Source organism: Bradyrhizobium erythrophlei (assembly GCF_900142985.1).
GTDB lineage: Bacteria > Pseudomonadota > Alphaproteobacteria > Rhizobiales > Xanthobacteraceae > Bradyrhizobium > Bradyrhizobium erythrophlei_B.
On the sequence record NZ_LT670849.1, the window covers coordinates 5,968,121 to 5,983,621 of the forward strand.

General features: G+C 59.8%; 16 protein-coding genes. 14 read left to right on the forward strand and 2 right to left on the reverse strand.

What is annotated here, in order from left to right:
• Window positions 1-34 precede the first annotated feature (34 nt).
• The 4 genes from BUA38_RS28540 (at window position 35) to BUA38_RS28555 (ending at window position 3,828) form a co-directional block, all read left to right on the forward strand.
• A complete protein-coding gene (locus BUA38_RS28540; protein WP_072823238.1) occupies window positions 35-1,084 on the forward strand; it encodes a DUF7146 domain-containing protein in 1,050 nt (349 codons plus the stop codon).
• 342 nt (window positions 1,085-1,426) lie between these two features.
• Window positions 1,427-2,350 (forward strand): DUF2493 domain-containing protein, encoded by a 924-nt coding sequence (locus BUA38_RS28545; RefSeq protein ID WP_072826503.1) that lies wholly within the window; start codon window positions 1,427-1,429, stop codon window positions 2,348-2,350.
• A gap of 135 nt (window positions 2,351-2,485) precedes the next feature.
• Window positions 2,486-2,968, forward strand: coding sequence for a hypothetical protein (locus BUA38_RS28550; RefSeq protein ID WP_072823240.1), 483 nt, complete (start codon window positions 2,486-2,488; stop codon window positions 2,966-2,968).
• Between the two features lie 539 nt (window positions 2,969-3,507).
• The gene (locus BUA38_RS28555) at window positions 3,508-3,828 is read left to right on the forward strand and encodes a DUF736 domain-containing protein (RefSeq protein ID WP_072823242.1); all 321 of its coding nucleotides are present in this window, start codon (window positions 3,508-3,510) and stop codon (window positions 3,826-3,828) included.
• Window positions 3,829-3,909: 81 nt separating this feature from the next.
• Here BUA38_RS28555 and BUA38_RS28560 read toward each other — a convergent pair whose 3' ends face one another.
• Window positions 3,910-4,161, reverse strand: a complete 252-nt coding sequence (locus BUA38_RS28560) for a helix-turn-helix domain-containing protein (RefSeq protein WP_072823244.1) — start codon at window positions 4,159-4,161, stop codon at window positions 3,910-3,912.
• Between the two features lie 298 nt (window positions 4,162-4,459).
• On the opposite strand from BUA38_RS28560, the gene BUA38_RS28565 reads away from it, so the two are divergent.
• From BUA38_RS28565 to BUA38_RS28615, 10 genes are all read left to right on the forward strand, one after another.
• On the forward strand, window positions 4,460-4,741 hold the full coding sequence (locus BUA38_RS28565; RefSeq protein WP_072823246.1) for a DNA -binding domain-containing protein: 282 nt from the start codon (window positions 4,460-4,462) through the stop codon (window positions 4,739-4,741).
• A 153-nt stretch (window positions 4,742-4,894) separates the two neighbouring features.
• Complete coding sequence (locus BUA38_RS28570) at window positions 4,895-5,089, forward strand: transcriptional regulator domain-containing protein (protein ID WP_072826504.1); 195 nt, start codon at window positions 4,895-4,897, stop codon at window positions 5,087-5,089.
• 172 nt (window positions 5,090-5,261) lie between these two features.
• Window positions 5,262-5,672: a DUF2285 domain-containing protein gene (locus BUA38_RS28575; RefSeq protein ID WP_244553085.1), complete on the forward strand. Its 411-nt coding sequence runs from the start codon at window positions 5,262-5,264 to the stop codon at window positions 5,670-5,672.
• A 132-nt stretch (window positions 5,673-5,804) separates the two neighbouring features.
• The gene (locus BUA38_RS28580) at window positions 5,805-6,083 is read left to right on the forward strand and encodes a helix-turn-helix transcriptional regulator (RefSeq protein WP_072823250.1); all 279 of its coding nucleotides are present in this window, start codon (window positions 5,805-5,807) and stop codon (window positions 6,081-6,083) included.
• Window positions 6,084-6,137: 54 nt separating this feature from the next.
• Window positions 6,138-6,602 (forward strand): DUF2840 domain-containing protein, encoded by a 465-nt coding sequence (locus BUA38_RS28585; protein WP_072823252.1) that lies wholly within the window; start codon window positions 6,138-6,140, stop codon window positions 6,600-6,602.
• A complete protein-coding gene (locus tag BUA38_RS28590) occupies window positions 6,599-7,108 on the forward strand; it encodes a S26 family signal peptidase (protein ID WP_072823254.1) in 510 nt (169 codons plus the stop codon). The genes BUA38_RS28585 and BUA38_RS28590 overlap by 4 nt, the downstream gene beginning before the upstream one ends.
• A 540-nt stretch (window positions 7,109-7,648) precedes the next feature.
• Window positions 7,649-9,376 carry a relaxase/mobilization nuclease domain-containing protein gene (locus BUA38_RS28595; protein WP_072823256.1) on the forward strand — a complete coding sequence of 576 codons (1,728 nt, stop codon included), beginning with the start codon at window positions 7,649-7,651 and terminating at the stop codon, window positions 9,374-9,376.
• Between the two features lie 90 nt (window positions 9,377-9,466).
• Entirely contained in the window at window positions 9,467-11,443 is a 1,977-nt protein-coding gene (locus tag BUA38_RS28600) for a conjugal transfer protein TraG (protein ID WP_072823258.1), read from the forward strand.
• A gap of 9 nt (window positions 11,444-11,452) precedes the next feature.
• Complete coding sequence (locus BUA38_RS28605; RefSeq protein WP_072823261.1) at window positions 11,453-11,887, forward strand: CopG family transcriptional regulator; 435 nt, start codon at window positions 11,453-11,455, stop codon at window positions 11,885-11,887.
• A gap of 349 nt (window positions 11,888-12,236) precedes the next feature.
• The gene (locus BUA38_RS28615; RefSeq protein ID WP_244553086.1) at window positions 12,237-14,288 is read left to right on the forward strand and encodes an MFS transporter; all 2,052 of its coding nucleotides are present in this window, start codon (window positions 12,237-12,239) and stop codon (window positions 14,286-14,288) included.
• A gap of 235 nt (window positions 14,289-14,523) precedes the next feature.
• Here the strand turns inward: BUA38_RS28615 and BUA38_RS28620 are convergent, their stop codons facing one another.
• Window positions 14,524-15,390, reverse strand: coding sequence for an SGNH/GDSL hydrolase family protein (locus BUA38_RS28620; protein ID WP_244553087.1), 867 nt, complete (start codon window positions 15,388-15,390; stop codon window positions 14,524-14,526).
• Between the last annotated feature and the right edge of the window lie 111 nt (window positions 15,391-15,501).

The following is a 15,501-nucleotide window of genomic DNA, read 5'->3' on the forward strand; positions in this document are numbered from 1 at the left end:
CGGCGGGCCTTTTTTCTTATCGGGGAACAGGACCATGTCAAACCAGGCATCCGATCTTGCCCGGCGGCTTGCCGAACAGGCCGAACTGGTCTGTCGCCATTATCTCTCCAACGGTCGGCGTGTCGGGCACTACTGGATCGTCGGAGATGTTCGGAATGCACCCGGGCGATCAACGTTTATTCGCTTGCGCGGGCCTGGCGCGGGGAAGGGGGCCGCGGGCAAGTGGACCGACGCGGCGACCGGTGAGCACGGCGATCTGCTCGACGTCATCAGGGAAAGCTGTGGTCTTCTTGAATTCGGCGATGTCCTTGCCGAGGCCCGTCGCTTTCTCAGTCTGCCGCGGCTCGAGCGTGAGGTGCAAACGACATCTCCGATCACACCCGCTCCTCGCGGCTCACCGGAATCAGCGAGACGCCTGTTTGCGATGTCGAAGCCCATTCACGGCACGATCGCTGAGGCCTATCTTCGAACGCGCGGCATTTTGGCATTGCACGAGACCACAAGTCTTCGCTTCCATCCGCGCTGCTACTACACACCGGGCCAGCATTTGCCGACAGAGACCTGGCCGGCCCTCATCGCCGCGGTCACAACCCTCGATGGCATTATCTCCGGCGTTCATCGAACCTGGCTTGATCCGTCCGGTAGTGGCAAGGCGCCAATTGACACGCCACGTCGCGCGATGGGCTTTTTGCTGGGCAACGCCGTTCGCTTTGGAGAGGTCGACGACGTGCTTGCCGCCGGCGAAGGTATTGAGACGATGCTATCTCTCCGCTGTGCGCTACCGACCTTGGCGACGGCTGCTGCCCTTTCCGCCAATCATCTCGCAGCCATGTTGCTGCCATCAGGCCTCCGCAGGCTCTATATCGCTCGCGACCTCGACGACGCCGGAGAGGCGGCGCAGACGGTTCTGGCCCGACGCGCAGCAGCCGCAGGCATCGAAGCGATCGCGTTGTCGCCACGCCTGGGTGACTTCAACGAAGATCTGCACGTCTTCGGCCTCGATGCCCTTCGGGCAGCATTACGAATTCAGCTGGCACCCGAGGACGTCTCCCGCTTTCTGCTCTTGCCGGCCACTGTCGTATAGGCGCAGTTGGCGTCATCAACGTCGACAGCCCGGTCGCGGCGGCCCGATGCCGGAGAGGCGCGACCACGGCCTTCTAGAGGGCGATCGGACGGCCGGCGGGTGCGGGCCGGCAATGGCTGCGGTGGCGGCTATTTTCCGCCGCGCGCCGTCGACGAGATGACGGCTGTCGACGGGTCAAATGCGCGCTTTGCATCGCGAAGCAAAATAGCCGCCACCTCTGCCATCCTCCGCTGGCGCTTCGGCCCTCCGCTATCGCTCCGGGTGCTGGCCCGTCCCGCCCACCGTCTGAGTGATCGCCACGAAGGCCGCGATGGGCGCGGCCGAACCGGCAAAGGACCTCCAATGACCGATCATGACGACATCGAACTGCCGCACGCGTCATCTGCCACCGACCTCGTCCTCAGCGAATTGCAGCTTTTTGGCTACCGTCCATTCGATGACCAGCCCGATCCGAGACCGCTCCCCGAAGGTAAGATGATCGCTGGCGCGATCGCCGACATCTTCGACGCCCTGGTTGCGACCTTGAGCGACACACGGCTCGAACCGGACCTTCCGGACCTGCTCTGGTCGACAGTCAATCTCTTCCACCGCGCTATAGACCGAATTAGCCGTCAGCTCGATGACAATGAGCAGGCCCAACGGAAAAGCCAGCGCGAGCAGAACGGCTCGGAAGTGCAGTCGGTCGAGCTCGAGCGCCTAACGGCAGAAGGCATCTCATTGATCGAACGCCGCAACTGCCTCGAGGTCTTCCGGGATCAGGCCATCGAACGCTTTGAGCTCCACACGGGTTCATCCTGGCGCCCTCGATCAGGATCGCTGGTCAATCACCGCGCGTTCACCGCAGCAATGATCGACTCCCGAGACTTCATCGCCGCCAAGCGTCGCGCCGAGACCGAGGTCATGTTGCCAGCAGGGCCGAAGATCGCACTCACGGGCGGTCTCGATTTCAACGACCATCATCTGATCTGGGATCGCCTCGACAGGGTTCATGCCAAGCATCCCGACATGGTCCTGATCCATGGTGGCTCGCCAAAGGGCGCCGAGCTAATCGCTTCAAAATGGGCGACCACCCGCAAGGTCCCACAGGTTGCCTTCAGGCCAGACTGGACGAAGCACGCCAAGGCAGCACCCTTCAAGCGCAACGACGCCATGATCGAACTGCTGCCCATAGGCGTCATGCATTTCCCGGGCACGGGAATCCAGGACAATCTCGCCGACAAGGCGAAGCGGCTGGGCATCGCCGTCTGGAAATTTGACGGCAAATAGCCGCCGTCTTGCTTCCACACCACCGGCGGAGTTGTATCGCCGCAACTCCGCCTCGTTTCGCTTCCATATCCAAACCTGCGCCGCGGTGGTGGTGGAAGGCGCGACCATTACACCTTTGTACATGGAGCCACCACCATGCTCGCGCTTGGCCTTCTCCTCAACACACTTGGCATCGGTCTGTTCTGCTGGCTGATCTTCACGCTGGCGGTTTACGCCTTGCCGTTTTTCGTGGCGATAAATGCCGGCATTTGGGCCTACCACAGCGGCGCAGGCCTGATCGGCGCGCCGCTCATTGCCATCGTCGGCGGTGGCATGGCGTTGGCGATCGCGCAAATCGCATTCGCAACGACCCGATCTCCGATCCTGCGTGCCATCATTGCGGCGCTGTTCGCTTTGCCGGCCACATTTGCTGGCTATCATGTCACTCTCGCGATGGCGCAAATCGGAGTGCCTTCGCTTGTTTGGCAAGAGGTCATTGCTTGCATTGGCGCGGCTTTTATTGGCGGCGCGGCATGGACACGCTTGGCCGTCTTCAGGGAGACCCGACCGGTCGAGTCGGGCAGGGCGATCGTCGGCAGCTCTCAACCAGTTCTCACGGCCGCCGCACGCGAGGGATGATCTGTTCACGCTCGTCATCGAACAGGTTTGCTTAGACCTGTGCGAGAACTGTCGCCGGCATGAGTGAGGATAGTCGCGACCTTCCCCGAAGCACTACCACGGCCGCATGCGCTGATATCAGTCCGGCCGCAGATACGTGCGGAGACATTGCTATCGGAGCGCATTTCTGGCGACGAGGCCGTCTTTTCCCGCACCGCGTTTCTTTCTCTTCGCCGAAACGTTCCAACCTCTTGTACGGCAGAACCGAGATTAGCCACCTTTCTCCCGAGATTGCGTTTCAGCACGCGACGCACCGGGCCTCTGTGATGGCTCGATCTGGCCGAAGACCGGCTGCGCCTCGATCGTCTGAGCCGCAACGCTGTTGAAGCGACTTTCTTCCCCTTGGCTTCGCCAATTCCTCGCGCGAGCCAAGAAACTCGCTTCAACAGCATCCTTCGCTGCGCTGCGGCCCTTCGGGTGCGTCGCCGATCGTCCTCGGCCTGCAGATCGCCATCGAGGCCGCGGTGGTCGCGGGCTCGAAACACAACAGGAGACGAGACATGGCTACCATCGGTTCGTTCAAGAAGGTCGGCAACGATTACCAGGGCGAAATCATCGCCCTCAGCCTGCAGGCCAAAGGTGTCCGCATCGTCGCTGAGACAAATCCCTCCAACGACAAAGCTCCTAGCCACCGCGTCTTTGTTGGCCGGGCCGAGATCGGTGCAGCCTGGTCGAAGCGCTCCGAGGAAGGCCGCGATTACCTCTCGCTCAAGCTGGACGACCCCTCCTTCAACGCGCCGATCTACGCGAACCTGTTCGACGACGAGGGCGGCGAAGGCTACACCCTGCTGTGGTCGCGGCCGCGCAAGAACGGCGAGTAAGATCGGCGCCGCCAAGCCCCGCCCGACGAGGTCGGGCGGGGCTTTTCGCTATCCTAATTCCGAGCTTGTCTTCGCGCCGAGCTATTTGCGCTTGCCACTCTTCGCCCGCTCGCTGCGTGCCGCGTCGTCGGGCATAACGAGATCGACGTGGCTTACACCGAGCGTGCTAGCAAGCTGAAACAACGTCACCACGGTCGGATTGCGCCGACCTGTTTCGAGACCGCTGATATACTGCTGGGTGAAGCCAGAAGCTTCGGCAAAGCTTTCCTGAGTAAAGCCTTTTGCTCTTCTAAATTTTGCAAAATTGCGGCCGACCAGCTTGCGCATATCCATGCGCGCAAGTTGCGTCTTTACATACTATGAGGTTTATCCTCTATAATATGTATTCGGTTGAAGCTTCAGCTTCGATTAGACTGGCAGCGACATGTAGCCGGCCCGGCGCGCGGGTGCTTCGACAGCGTTCCATCATAGGATGCAGTTCACAGTCGTGTGGTTCGGAACTTCGGTGTCGAAGTATTAATTTTTGCAGAGCACAAACCTGTGGACCAGTCAGGCTGTCCAAGAGAAAATAGCTTTCGTGCAGCCGGATTTTCGCTACGTCGAAGGTTCTAAGCGCGCAGGAGTTTCTGTAATGCCGCAGCTCAATGTCAAAGTTGCAGATACGGCGCCGGACGAACCCGCCCTGACGGCCTACGACCAGGAGCACGCTGTCACCTATGCGCGCCTTCTCGACGCCGAGGCTGACAACGCCGACTGGCGTGAGGTAGCACACATCGTTCTTCATATTGATCCGACGACCGAACCGGAACGTGCTCAGCGTGCTTTTGAGAGCCATCTTGCTCGCGCGAAGTGGATGGCGCGGCATGGCTATCGTCATTTGCTTCGCGAGGGACGGCCAGGAAGCAAAACTTGATCGTATTGTGAAACGAACATGACGTTTTGCTTATTCCCGCAGCCGCGGAAATGAAGCCATTCGGTGAGCGCATTGGGCGCAACCAGAAATAGACACATTCGTCCTGCTGCAATTGCGCTCTCTTTTGTGGTCATGCGTAATGGGAATAGATTCATGTCAGGTGTGGATTGGAGATCCGAGGAAGCTTACGCAAACTTCAAGAATGCTGAATCGATGGACATTGCTTGGGAGTGGCTCCGTCGTGACACCGAATACCAGAATGGCTATCAGAACATTGACCAGTCGCAGCGATTGAGCGTCGCGACAGAGGCCTTTCGCCAGAAGTGGGGGCTTTCTTTTCGCGGCTGATCCACAAACGCCATTCAATCAACAACCGATCTTCTGGGCTCCTGAGGCCCTGCCGACCGTTCTGTCGCTCCGGGAAGTATCCTCTCCCGCTGAGGCTGGGCCATATTACTTCGACCTGGCCAGGGCGCCCGGCGGGGAATTTCGCCGCGCCCCAGATGGATGGCATGCCATTGTGCCGCTGGGTGGCGCCACCCATCGCGTTTGGCTGCCTACTATTCCAGCCAGCGGCTCACCGTTAGCCGTCGAACTATGTCTCGACGCCAGTTTTGACATTCGCTTGCAAGCAGCGCGTCGCTTTTGGCTGGCAAGCGAAGGCCGCCGTCTCGGTAGTCCACCCATCGTGCTTCCAAACCAGCGACGCCAGAGGTTCATTTTGACTATCCGAGCCCTCGACGCATGGCTGCTGGGGAACAGTTATCGCGAGATTGCGGTAGGAATATTTGGCAAGGAGAGCATCTCCGATCGTTCCTGGAAAGCGCATGATCTGCGTAGCCGGATTATTCGCCTGATCGAGAGCGGGCGAGCCCTGATGCGAGGCGGCTATCGCGCGCTTTTGCGCCCGCCATCCCGGAAGAAACGATAGTCGCTGTCCTGGGGGTGCCGAAACTGCACCCCCTTATGTTCGGCATCCCCCTTCGAGGCCTTTGTCCGTCATTGTCGCCGCCACCGCGCCAGCGACCTCGCTGGCGCTCCACACGGCAACGGAGCTTGTCAGATGCCCGACGCTAGCCTCGCCATCTCGCCTCGATACCTGCGGACTGCCGAAGCAGCCCGGTATCTCAGCCTTTCACCCCGCACTCTCGAAAAACACCGAACCTATGGCACCGGTCCCGCTTACCGGAAAATCGGCGGCCGCGTCGTGTACGCGGTGGCCGATCTGAGCGCATGGGCGGACATCGGCACCAGAACGTCAACCAGTGATCCCGGCAACGGCACTGTACTGCCGGCAAAGCGGCACGCTCCTATCCCGTATGCAGGAAAAGAGCGGCGCTGATCCATGAAGAGACACGCTCACACCCCCGAAAAATACCCGACCAAAGAAATCACCGTGAACGACCTCACGACAGTCGAACTCTTGTGGCTCGAAAAGCGCATTGAGAACCGCATTCGGTTTGGTCGCGCCGTGTCGGAAAGCATCCTGGACCGCAATCGACGCACCCTGTCTTTCGTTCCAGGGAGCATCTTCGCGTTTGTCCGTTGGACGTCCAACGACTTTGGGACGGTTCTATCCCGCATCGATATCCTGCGCGCGGCGATACCTGGGCAGAGCTATTCGACAGTGCCGTGGATCAGGCCCGGCGGTGAAAGCCTGTTGCGATTGTCAGGCTGGCCAAAGGTCGAACGGGTTCTGCAATTGATCGATGCCGTCGAGGCGCTCGACATTGATCCTGCCGACGCAGCACCCGACTACTGGCACCACGTTCATAACCGTGTGTCGGTCAACGAAACACCTCGACCATATACCCGATCCCGTCACCAAGCGTGGCTCCATCGGCGGAGGGTATCGTCATGACCACCCGGTGCGCGACAATTTTCACGACATTTGCTGCAACCGTTCTTCTCCTCTCCACAGTTGAGGGAAGGACGCCGCATTACATATGGAACGCATCAAATAGCGTTCCGATCGGCCTTTATCGGCTTCTGCCCGCGACAAACTTGACCCTGACTGAACTTGTTGCCGTACAGCCGCCTGATCTTCTCGCCGCATTCCTTGATCTCAATGATTATCTGCCGATCGGCGTCCCCATGCTCAAGCGCGTGCTGGCGCTGCCTGGGCAAACGGTCTGCAGAAATGGCCTATCGATCATGGTCGATGACATCGATATGGGGCAGGCGCAAGAACGCGACCGAAGAGGCCGTCCACTTCCGGCCTGGCACGGATGCCGTGTCATCGCCGATGGCGATGTCTTCGTCATGAACTGGCAGTCGACCGACTCGCTCGATGGTCGATACTTTGGACCACTACCAGCATCCGCAGTCATCGGCAAAGCGGTTCCGATCTGGACTGACGAGGAATGATGATGCGCTCCACTCGCTGCGTATCATCCGATCGTTGCTCCTATCATTGGTCGTCGATCATTCCCTCCCGGCCGGAGCTCACAACCGTAATCGCGTCGCACTTGGCGGTTGGCGTGCAGTCCGTTGGCGGCAGTCTCCGCCGTTTACCGGTCGCGTTGACGCACGCGAATGACTATCGGTGCGTATCCATGATGCTGCAATATCGCAATTCATTGCTCAGTTCACGGCGGGTTTTCCACGCCGAAACGGTCGCAGCCGAGCTGTCTCTCCTTCCATCAAATAAGGATCAACCGCAATGACTTCATTTGCATTCTCTCGCCAGTGGCTGCGAATCCTTAGGAGGTTGAGGCTTGGAGGATGGGCGCTGGGAACGAGCGACCGAGGAGGGCAGGATAAAAGCCGCAAGGTGCGGACGGTCGGTTGGGTGAGGAACAGCGCCAAATTCAGGCTTGTCCGAAACATTGCGAGGGTCTCTCGCAACTTGCGTTTTTCGGCAACGCATTATCGGCCCACGGCTTTTTACACTCTGCGGAGCAAACGATGAGCAGGAACGACGATTTTCGCGTTCGTCCAGGCAAAATCCTTTCGACACGCGGGCCGCAAACAAAGTCATTTCTGGCGCAGGCGCTCCAAGCCGCGCAGAAGGCCGGCGGTCTTTCACGCGGCTCTGGCAGCCGCGGCAGCAGGTTCGGACGTGGACGCGCCGCGAGCCTTGCCGCGTCGCGAATGCCGCAAGCCCGCGCCCGTGGCGCCATGGTCAAGGCGCGCGTCGTCCGCCAGATGCGCTCGCCTGGGGCGCTACGAGCCCACATCGGGTATCTCAAGCGCGATGGCGTCACCCGCGACGGATCGCCAGGAAAATTGTTCGATGCCGCCGGAGATGACGCGGACAGCCGAGCCTTTACTGAGCGCTGCGAAGGGGACCGGCATCATTTCCGGTTCATCGTCTCGCCAGACGATGCCGGAGTGCTATCGAGTTTGCGCGGCTTTACTCGGGAGCTGATGGACCAGGCCTCGCGCGATCTTGGTACGCGGCTCGACTGGGTCGCCGTCGACCACTGGAACACCGAGCATCCACATATTCATATCCTTGTGCGCGGTCGAGCGGACGATGGTTCCGACCTCGTCATCAGCCGGGACTATATCGGCTCGGGATTGCGCGCGCGAGCGGGCGACCTCGTCACGCGCGAGCTCGGTCCGCGATCCGAGCTGGAGGTTCGACGCGGGCTTGAAGCGGAGGTCACGGCAGAACGCTGGACACGACTCGATCGGTCGCTTGCCCGGGAAGCGGGAAGGGCGGAGGGTTTGGTCGATCTCCGTCCTGAACGCGATGCCGGAGGCGATCCCTTGCGGGAGGTCCGGATCGGACGGATGCGGGCGCTTGAGCGGATGGGGCTCGCCGAGCCCGCCGGTCCCGCGCGCTGGATTTTGGCCCCTGATGCGGAACAGCGCTTACGCTCGCTTGGAGAGCGCGGCGACATCATCAAGCGACTGCATAAGACACTTACAAAAGACGGAGTCTCTCGCGCGCCATCATCCTGGGCGCTTGAAGGCGAGTCCCACGGCGAACCGATCGTTGGCCGTCTCATTAGCCGTGGCATGGATGACGAATTGCGGGGAACGGCGTTCGCGATTGTAGACGGAGTCGATGGGCGCGTGCACCACCTCAAGCTTCCCGACATCGATATGGCCGGCGACGGTCCGATCGGTGGCATTGTGGAATTACGTCGTTTTGAGGATGCGAAGGGACGGCAGCGGATCGCGCTCGCGGTGCGCTCGGATCTCAGCCTTGACCAGCAGGTGACAGCCGAAGGGGCGACCTGGCTCGATCGGCGACTGGTCGCCCGGGAACCTGCCGAGCTTTCCCGCGCCGGTTTCGGCGCCGAGGTCCGCGCGGCGCTCGATCGTCGGATCGATGCCTTGGCAGAGCAGGGACTGGCACGACGTGACGGAGACAAGGTCACAATCGGACGCAACCTGATTGGTACGCTGCGCGACCGGGAGGTCGATGCGGTCGGGCGGCGCCTCGTCTCGGAAACAGGATTGGGACATTTGCCTGCTGACGCAGGAGAGCACGTCACGGGGATTTACCGCCGGCGGCTGTCGCTCGCTTCCGGCCGCTTTGCGATGATCGACAACGGCTTGGGCTTCCAGCTCGTACCTTGGATACCGTCTCTTGAACGCGAACTCGGCAAACAGGTGAACGGCATTGCCGGTCCTGGTGGAGTCGAATGGAGCTTTGGACGCAAGCGCGACCTCTCGCTCTGATCCGCCGATCTCTACGCCGTCGTGCGCGTTACTACGACGGCGAGCGGATTGCGATTGAATGTTGGCTTGGGATGCGCATCACCTCTGGGCATGTCTGCAACCAAAATCCTCTGGGGCCAACTTCTCTTGGTTTCGGTGGTCGTGCTCGCCTTCCTTTGGGTGGCAACCGAGTGGACTGCCTGGTGCCTGGCTTTCCAGCCACAACTTGGACCGCCCTGGTTCATGATCGGTCGCTGGCCGATCTATCAGCCGCTCGCCTTCTTCAACTGGTGGTTCAAATTCGACGCCTACGCTCCGAGGATTTTCGTCGAAGGTGGTTGCATCGCCGCAAGCGGCGGGATTGCGGCCATTGGCGTTGCGATCATGCTGTCGGTCTGGCGGGCGAAAGAAGCTCATCATGTTACGACGTACGGCTCGGCCCGATGGGCCGATGTGCGAGAGGTTCGGCGGGCAGGACTTCTCGGGCCGGACGGCGTGGTTCTCGGACGCCTCGGTGGCAGCTATCTCCGGCACGACGGTCCCGAACACGTCCTGTGCTTTGCGCCGACCAGGTCGGGAAAGGGTGTCGGCCTCGTCATCCCGACCCTCCTGACATGGCCCTCTTCCATGATCGTCCACGATATCAAAGGTGAAAACTTCCAATTGACCTCGGGCTGGCGGGCTCGGTTTGGATCGGTACTTCTATTTGATCCGACCAATCCAGCGAGCGCTGCCTATAATCCGCTGCTCGAGATCCGCAAAGGAGACAACGAAGTACGTGATGCGCAGAATATTGCCGACATCCTGGTTGATCCCGAAGGCGCGCTCGAGCGACGGAATCACTGGGAGAAAACCAGCCATTCTTTGCTCGTCGGTGCAATCCTGCATGTCCTTTATGCAGAAACCGACAAGACGCTCGCCGGTGTCGCGAACTTTCTCTCGGATCCCTCGCGGCCGATCGAAGCGACGTTGAACGCGATGTTGGCAACCCCGCACCTTGGCGAACGTCCTCATCCGGTGGTGGCCTCGGCAGCGCGCGAACTGCTGAACAAGAGTGAGAATGAACGCTCGGGCGTATTGTCGACGACAATGAGTTTTCTGGGGCTCTACCGAGACCCCGTGGTTGCCAAGGTGACGGGACGGAGCGACTGGCGCATTCGTGATCTGGTTGATGGCGCCCAACCAATATCTCTGTACCTGGTAGTACCGCCCTCCGACATCGCTCGCACCAAGCCATTGATGCGCCTCGTGCTCAATCAGATCGGACGGCGGCTGACCGAGAGCCTGGATACCGATCGACGGCGGCAGAAACTCCTGCTGATGCTCGATGAGTTCGCGGCCCTCGGACGCCTCGACTTCTTCGAGAGCCAGCTTGCATTTATGGCGGGCTACGGCATCCGCAGCTTCCTAATCACACAAAGCCTGAATCAGCTCGAACGAGCCTACGGGCCAAATCACGCCATCCTCGACAATTGCCATATCCGGATTGCGTTTTCGACGAATGACGAGCGCACCGCCAAGAGGGTGTCGGATGCACTTGGGACTGCGACTGAGATGCGTGCCATGAAGAACTATGCTGGACACCGTCTCTCACCATGGCTTGGTCATCTCATGGTGAGCCGCCAGGAAACATCGCGTCCACTGTTGACACCGGGTGAAGTCATGCAGCTCTCGCCTAGCGACGCGATTGTCATGGTCTCCGGCGTGCATCCGGTACGCGCCAGCAAAGTCCGGTACTACGAGGACTCGCAGTTCCAGCGCCGGATATTAAGCCCGTCGCGTGCTGTACCGATCGACTTGGTTATGCGACCAGACGAATGGTCGAGGCATCCGCCCATCCCTCCTTCGGTCACACTGCTTGCTGCGCTCACAAAAAAGAGACGCGATCAGAATGGCGGCATTCGTCGCGAGCCGGAATTGCCGCAACAAGAGGAAGTCGTCCTAACGACGCCGCTCGCCGAATACGAATATGACGCTCCGCCAGACGGGGGCGATGCCTATGCCGTGCAAGCGGCAAGCTTGAACCGATCGATGCAGGGCCTCGCACGCGCCGTCAGCCTCGACCCCGACGACAAGATGGGCCTATGAGCGGGCGAGATGAAAAAAGTCCAGCTCAGCATCTACCTCGATCCAGAGGTATTCGCCGGCCTGGAGGCCTATGCTCAGCGTCAGGGCAAGCCCAAGTCGCTGGTTGCCGAGGCCGCGATTGGGTCGTTTCTTTCTCCTGACGATTCCGATCGCCGCGAGGCTGCGATCGCCAAGCGGCTCGACCGCATCGTGCGAATACTCGAGCGGCTTGAGCGCAACGACGGAATTACGCTTGAGACCGTAGCCCTGTTCATCCGCTTCTGGCTGACGTCGACGCCGGCACTCCCCGAGCAATCGAGTCCTGCCGCGCGAGCGAAGGGAGCCGAGCGCTACGATCGTTTTGTCGACGCGCTCGGTCGGCGGCTCTCCAGTGGATCGACCGTTCTTAAGGAAGTCAGTATCGAATCGTCTGAAATCGCAAACGCCGCGCAAGTCAAAGGCTAGGCTGGTTCTCGGTGAGGATAGCGCCGTTTCATCTTGTGAGGAAGGCACCCCATAAAGCCCACTCGCGAAGGCGAATACTCACCCATTGTAAGAACCGATCTTTCTTCGGGCTTTGTTTTTTTGCGGGCAGTCCGCCAAACAGACGTTCCCCTCGCTGATGTCTATTTCGCACGTCAGCCCGATTCCGCATCTCCTTTCTTTTTCTACGCCAGAGCATGGTCGAGCGTTCTGCTCTGTTGAAGCCAAGCTCGCCCTGTCCTTTCTGTGACTCTCATCAGATTGGGGCACCTCATCAATTGTGTCGCGAAGCGGCGGACTCAATCGTGGGGCATTGGGGGACATCAGAGATATGCAACAGCTCGCCGAACTGGATGCGCAAATCGATCGCGTTGACGTTCGACCGTCACGCAACCGCAGAGCCGCTGTGCGTCGCAAAGTGACGGTTCGTCTGAGTGAAGGTGTCTACAGTCGGCTTGACGTCGCAACCGACCGACCGGGCGTCGGCAAGAGCATGCTTGTTGAGGCTGCTCTTGAGCATTTTCTGAACCCCGCCCCATCGGTCGAAGCTCTGCTGCGCGAGCATCTCGACGGTTTGCATGCCAAGTTTGACCACCTCGACCGCGATATGCGGATGATCGCTGAGGCCGTCGCGCTGCACGCGCGTTATCATCTGACCGTTGTCCCACCGCTTCCGGAATCGCAGCAACGCGAGGCGATTCTTCTCGGCGATGAGCGCTTTAAGGTCCTGGCCGAGCAAGTTGATCGACGTGTTCGCCAAGCTCGGCCTCTCATGCAGGAGACGATCGACCGTGTAAACTCCGTAAAACAAGAGGAGTCCGAGCCTGCGACAGGCGAGGAGCATAGTTCGGAGCCAGCTCCTGAGGGTTCGCATGCTGACGCTGAGGGCGTTGGTTTCGAGCAGGCACCGCCCGCATCAGCCAAGACAGATATCGGCGATCCAAGCTTTGCCCGACATCTGAAGACTCCTGCCGGCCGTATCAGATCCGTCTCTGATGGAGGGCCAAACCCGCCCGCTGAAGAGAATTCCGGTCCAGAATCATCAAGAGGAAAGCTAGGGGAGTCGCCCGTGAAGTCGCTGTCAAAGTGGCGACTCATCCTCTCCGTTTTCCTGCCCTTTGCTGCGGGCTACTATCTCTCTTTCCTCTTTCGAACGATCAACGCGTCGATTTCGCCGATACTAGTGTCCGATTTTGGAATCGGAGCAGCCGAGACGGGGTTACTCGCGTCGGTCTATTTCCTGGTCTTTGCCGCTGCCCAGATCCCGATCGGCGTCCTCCTGGATCGTTACGGTCCGCGGCGGGTCCAGAGCGTATTGCTGGTCATTGCCGTCGGCGGTGCGACACTGTTCGGCAATGCCAACAGCTTTGCTGAGCTTCTCGTCGGCCGTGCCATGATTGGGCTAGGTGTTGCCGCTTCATTGATGGCCGGGCTCAAGGCGATTGTTGTCTGGTTTCCAAGAGACCAGGTAGCATTCGTCAATGGTGGCATGATCATGCTCGGCTCGCTTGGGGCTGTCACGGCAACGGCGCCGACAGATTGGCTGCTAGATTGGATTGGCTGGCGGAGCCTGTTCGAAGTCTTGACGATCGCGACGCTGGCGACCGCCGGGCTCATTTATTTTGCCGTGCCCAAATCGGACGGAAGTTCCAAGCGCTCCGTCGCTTCGGGCAAACCGCTCACGTTGCGCTCCATCTTTTTGGATCCGCGCTTTCTGAGAATTGCGCCTCTGTCCGCAACATGCATCGGATCGTCCTGGGCAATGCATTCATTGTGGGCTGCATCCTGGCTCGCCGACGTCGAAGGTTTCGATCGGCAAGGTGTAATCAGTCAGCTCTTCACGATGGCCATTGGAATCAGCCTGGGCGCATTGCTGCTAGGGACACTCGCGCATCGTCTGCGCAAACGTGGCGTAGCGACCGAAGTTTTATTGGCAGGGTTTGGCGCGCTGTTCATGTTGGCCGAACTTGTTCTAATTCTGCGCGTACCACTCCCCTCAATTCTGCCGTGGTGCGTCATATCAGTTGTAGGGGGAGCTACCGTGCTGAGCTATGCGATCATAGCAGATTACTTTCCCATCGAAATTGCCGCGCGTGCCAATGGCGCCTTGAACCTGCTCCATTTCGGCTGGGCGTTCACAGTCCAGTATGGGATCGGACTAATCGTCAACCAGTGGGCGTCCCAAGATGGGCATTATCCTATGATGGCCTACCAGGCCGCGTTCGGTTTAAACCTCACAATTCAAGCCGCTGCATTGATCTGGTTCGCACTGCCTTGGCTCAGAAGTATTATCCCGATTGCGGCGCCCGATGTCCAAGTTAACTTTGCGCCTGCGACGGCTGAAGGATCTATGCTTGAGCCCTCTCAAGTAATGGACTGGTGAGGCAGCTGGGCGGTAAGTTGGCGGGCGTCGACATCACTATTCGCATAATTGATCGGTCAGGTGCTGTGATATAGGCGGCGGCAAAGCTTCGCCCCGCCGCGCATACTCTGGCCAAGAGCCACGCGGCGCTCTCAGCGGCGCGGCTCGCCAATGTGTTGGATGCGGCTTTGAAGTAAACATCAGCGTCATGAGGGCCGGCGATGCATGCATGCCGGCCGCGCCGGTCTGCTACGTCCTATCGCTTCGCGGTCATCGATGCCCGCGCCTTCTTGACCCCGTCGGCAATCGCAATCTGGAGCGCCCAAGCGACGCGGCCGGTAACCCAATCGCTGCCGTGAAGCCGATCGTTGTCGAAAGGATCGACCATGCGATCGAGCGGAATACCCTCGACATCGATCAGGCTCTTCATGAAGGCAAAGCGGCGAAACACATTGACCTCGGCCTCACGAGCCAATCGGCTGATCGCATCCACCATGGCCAGTGCGCTTTCCTTTTTGGCCGGGGTCAGGACGGCCGGGACATACTGTAGGTCCATCAAGATGATGTCCGCTTCGGTTTTCGCTTGAAGCGTGATCAGCCCCTCGCGAATGGCGCTTGTGGTCTCGTCGAAAGATGGAGGTGGAGGGTTTGAGTCCCTTCGCTGCCAGATAGCGTTCGTTCCCACCTGCCAGATCACGAGATTGGGCTTGGCCGGTATGACATCGGTTGCAAACCGATCGCGCTCGGCCGGCGCTTCCTGGCTGCCAATGCCTTTGTTGACCATGGAAATGATGGCCGCCGGATAGTCGGTTTGGAGAAACTGCAGCAATCGTCCCGGGTAAGGAACAATGTTGCCTTCCCCCGCGGTTGTCGATGAGCCGATCGCAACGACCTTCGACTGCCCATCGGTCAGGCTCTGCGCGAAGTGCATTAGGCCGTGCTCGAAGGGGATCGGTTGAACCGGAATTTCTAAGGGATCGCTGTCCATTGAACACCCTGGTTTACCACGCGGTACCTCGCTTCGCGGCAATGTGACGTTCGCTGTTGAAGCATTAAGGCCTTTGACGAAGCGCCGTGGTTGGTGACGCCCTGCGCCAAGCCGCTTGGCCGTCGCTTCAACCATAACCTACTTTCTAGTACTTAGTGACTCTCCTGATCCTTGCCCAAGACGTCGCTGAATACACGCGCTTCGTCCCTCGGCTGTAATGCCGTCAGCGTTAGCGTTCCACTCGAC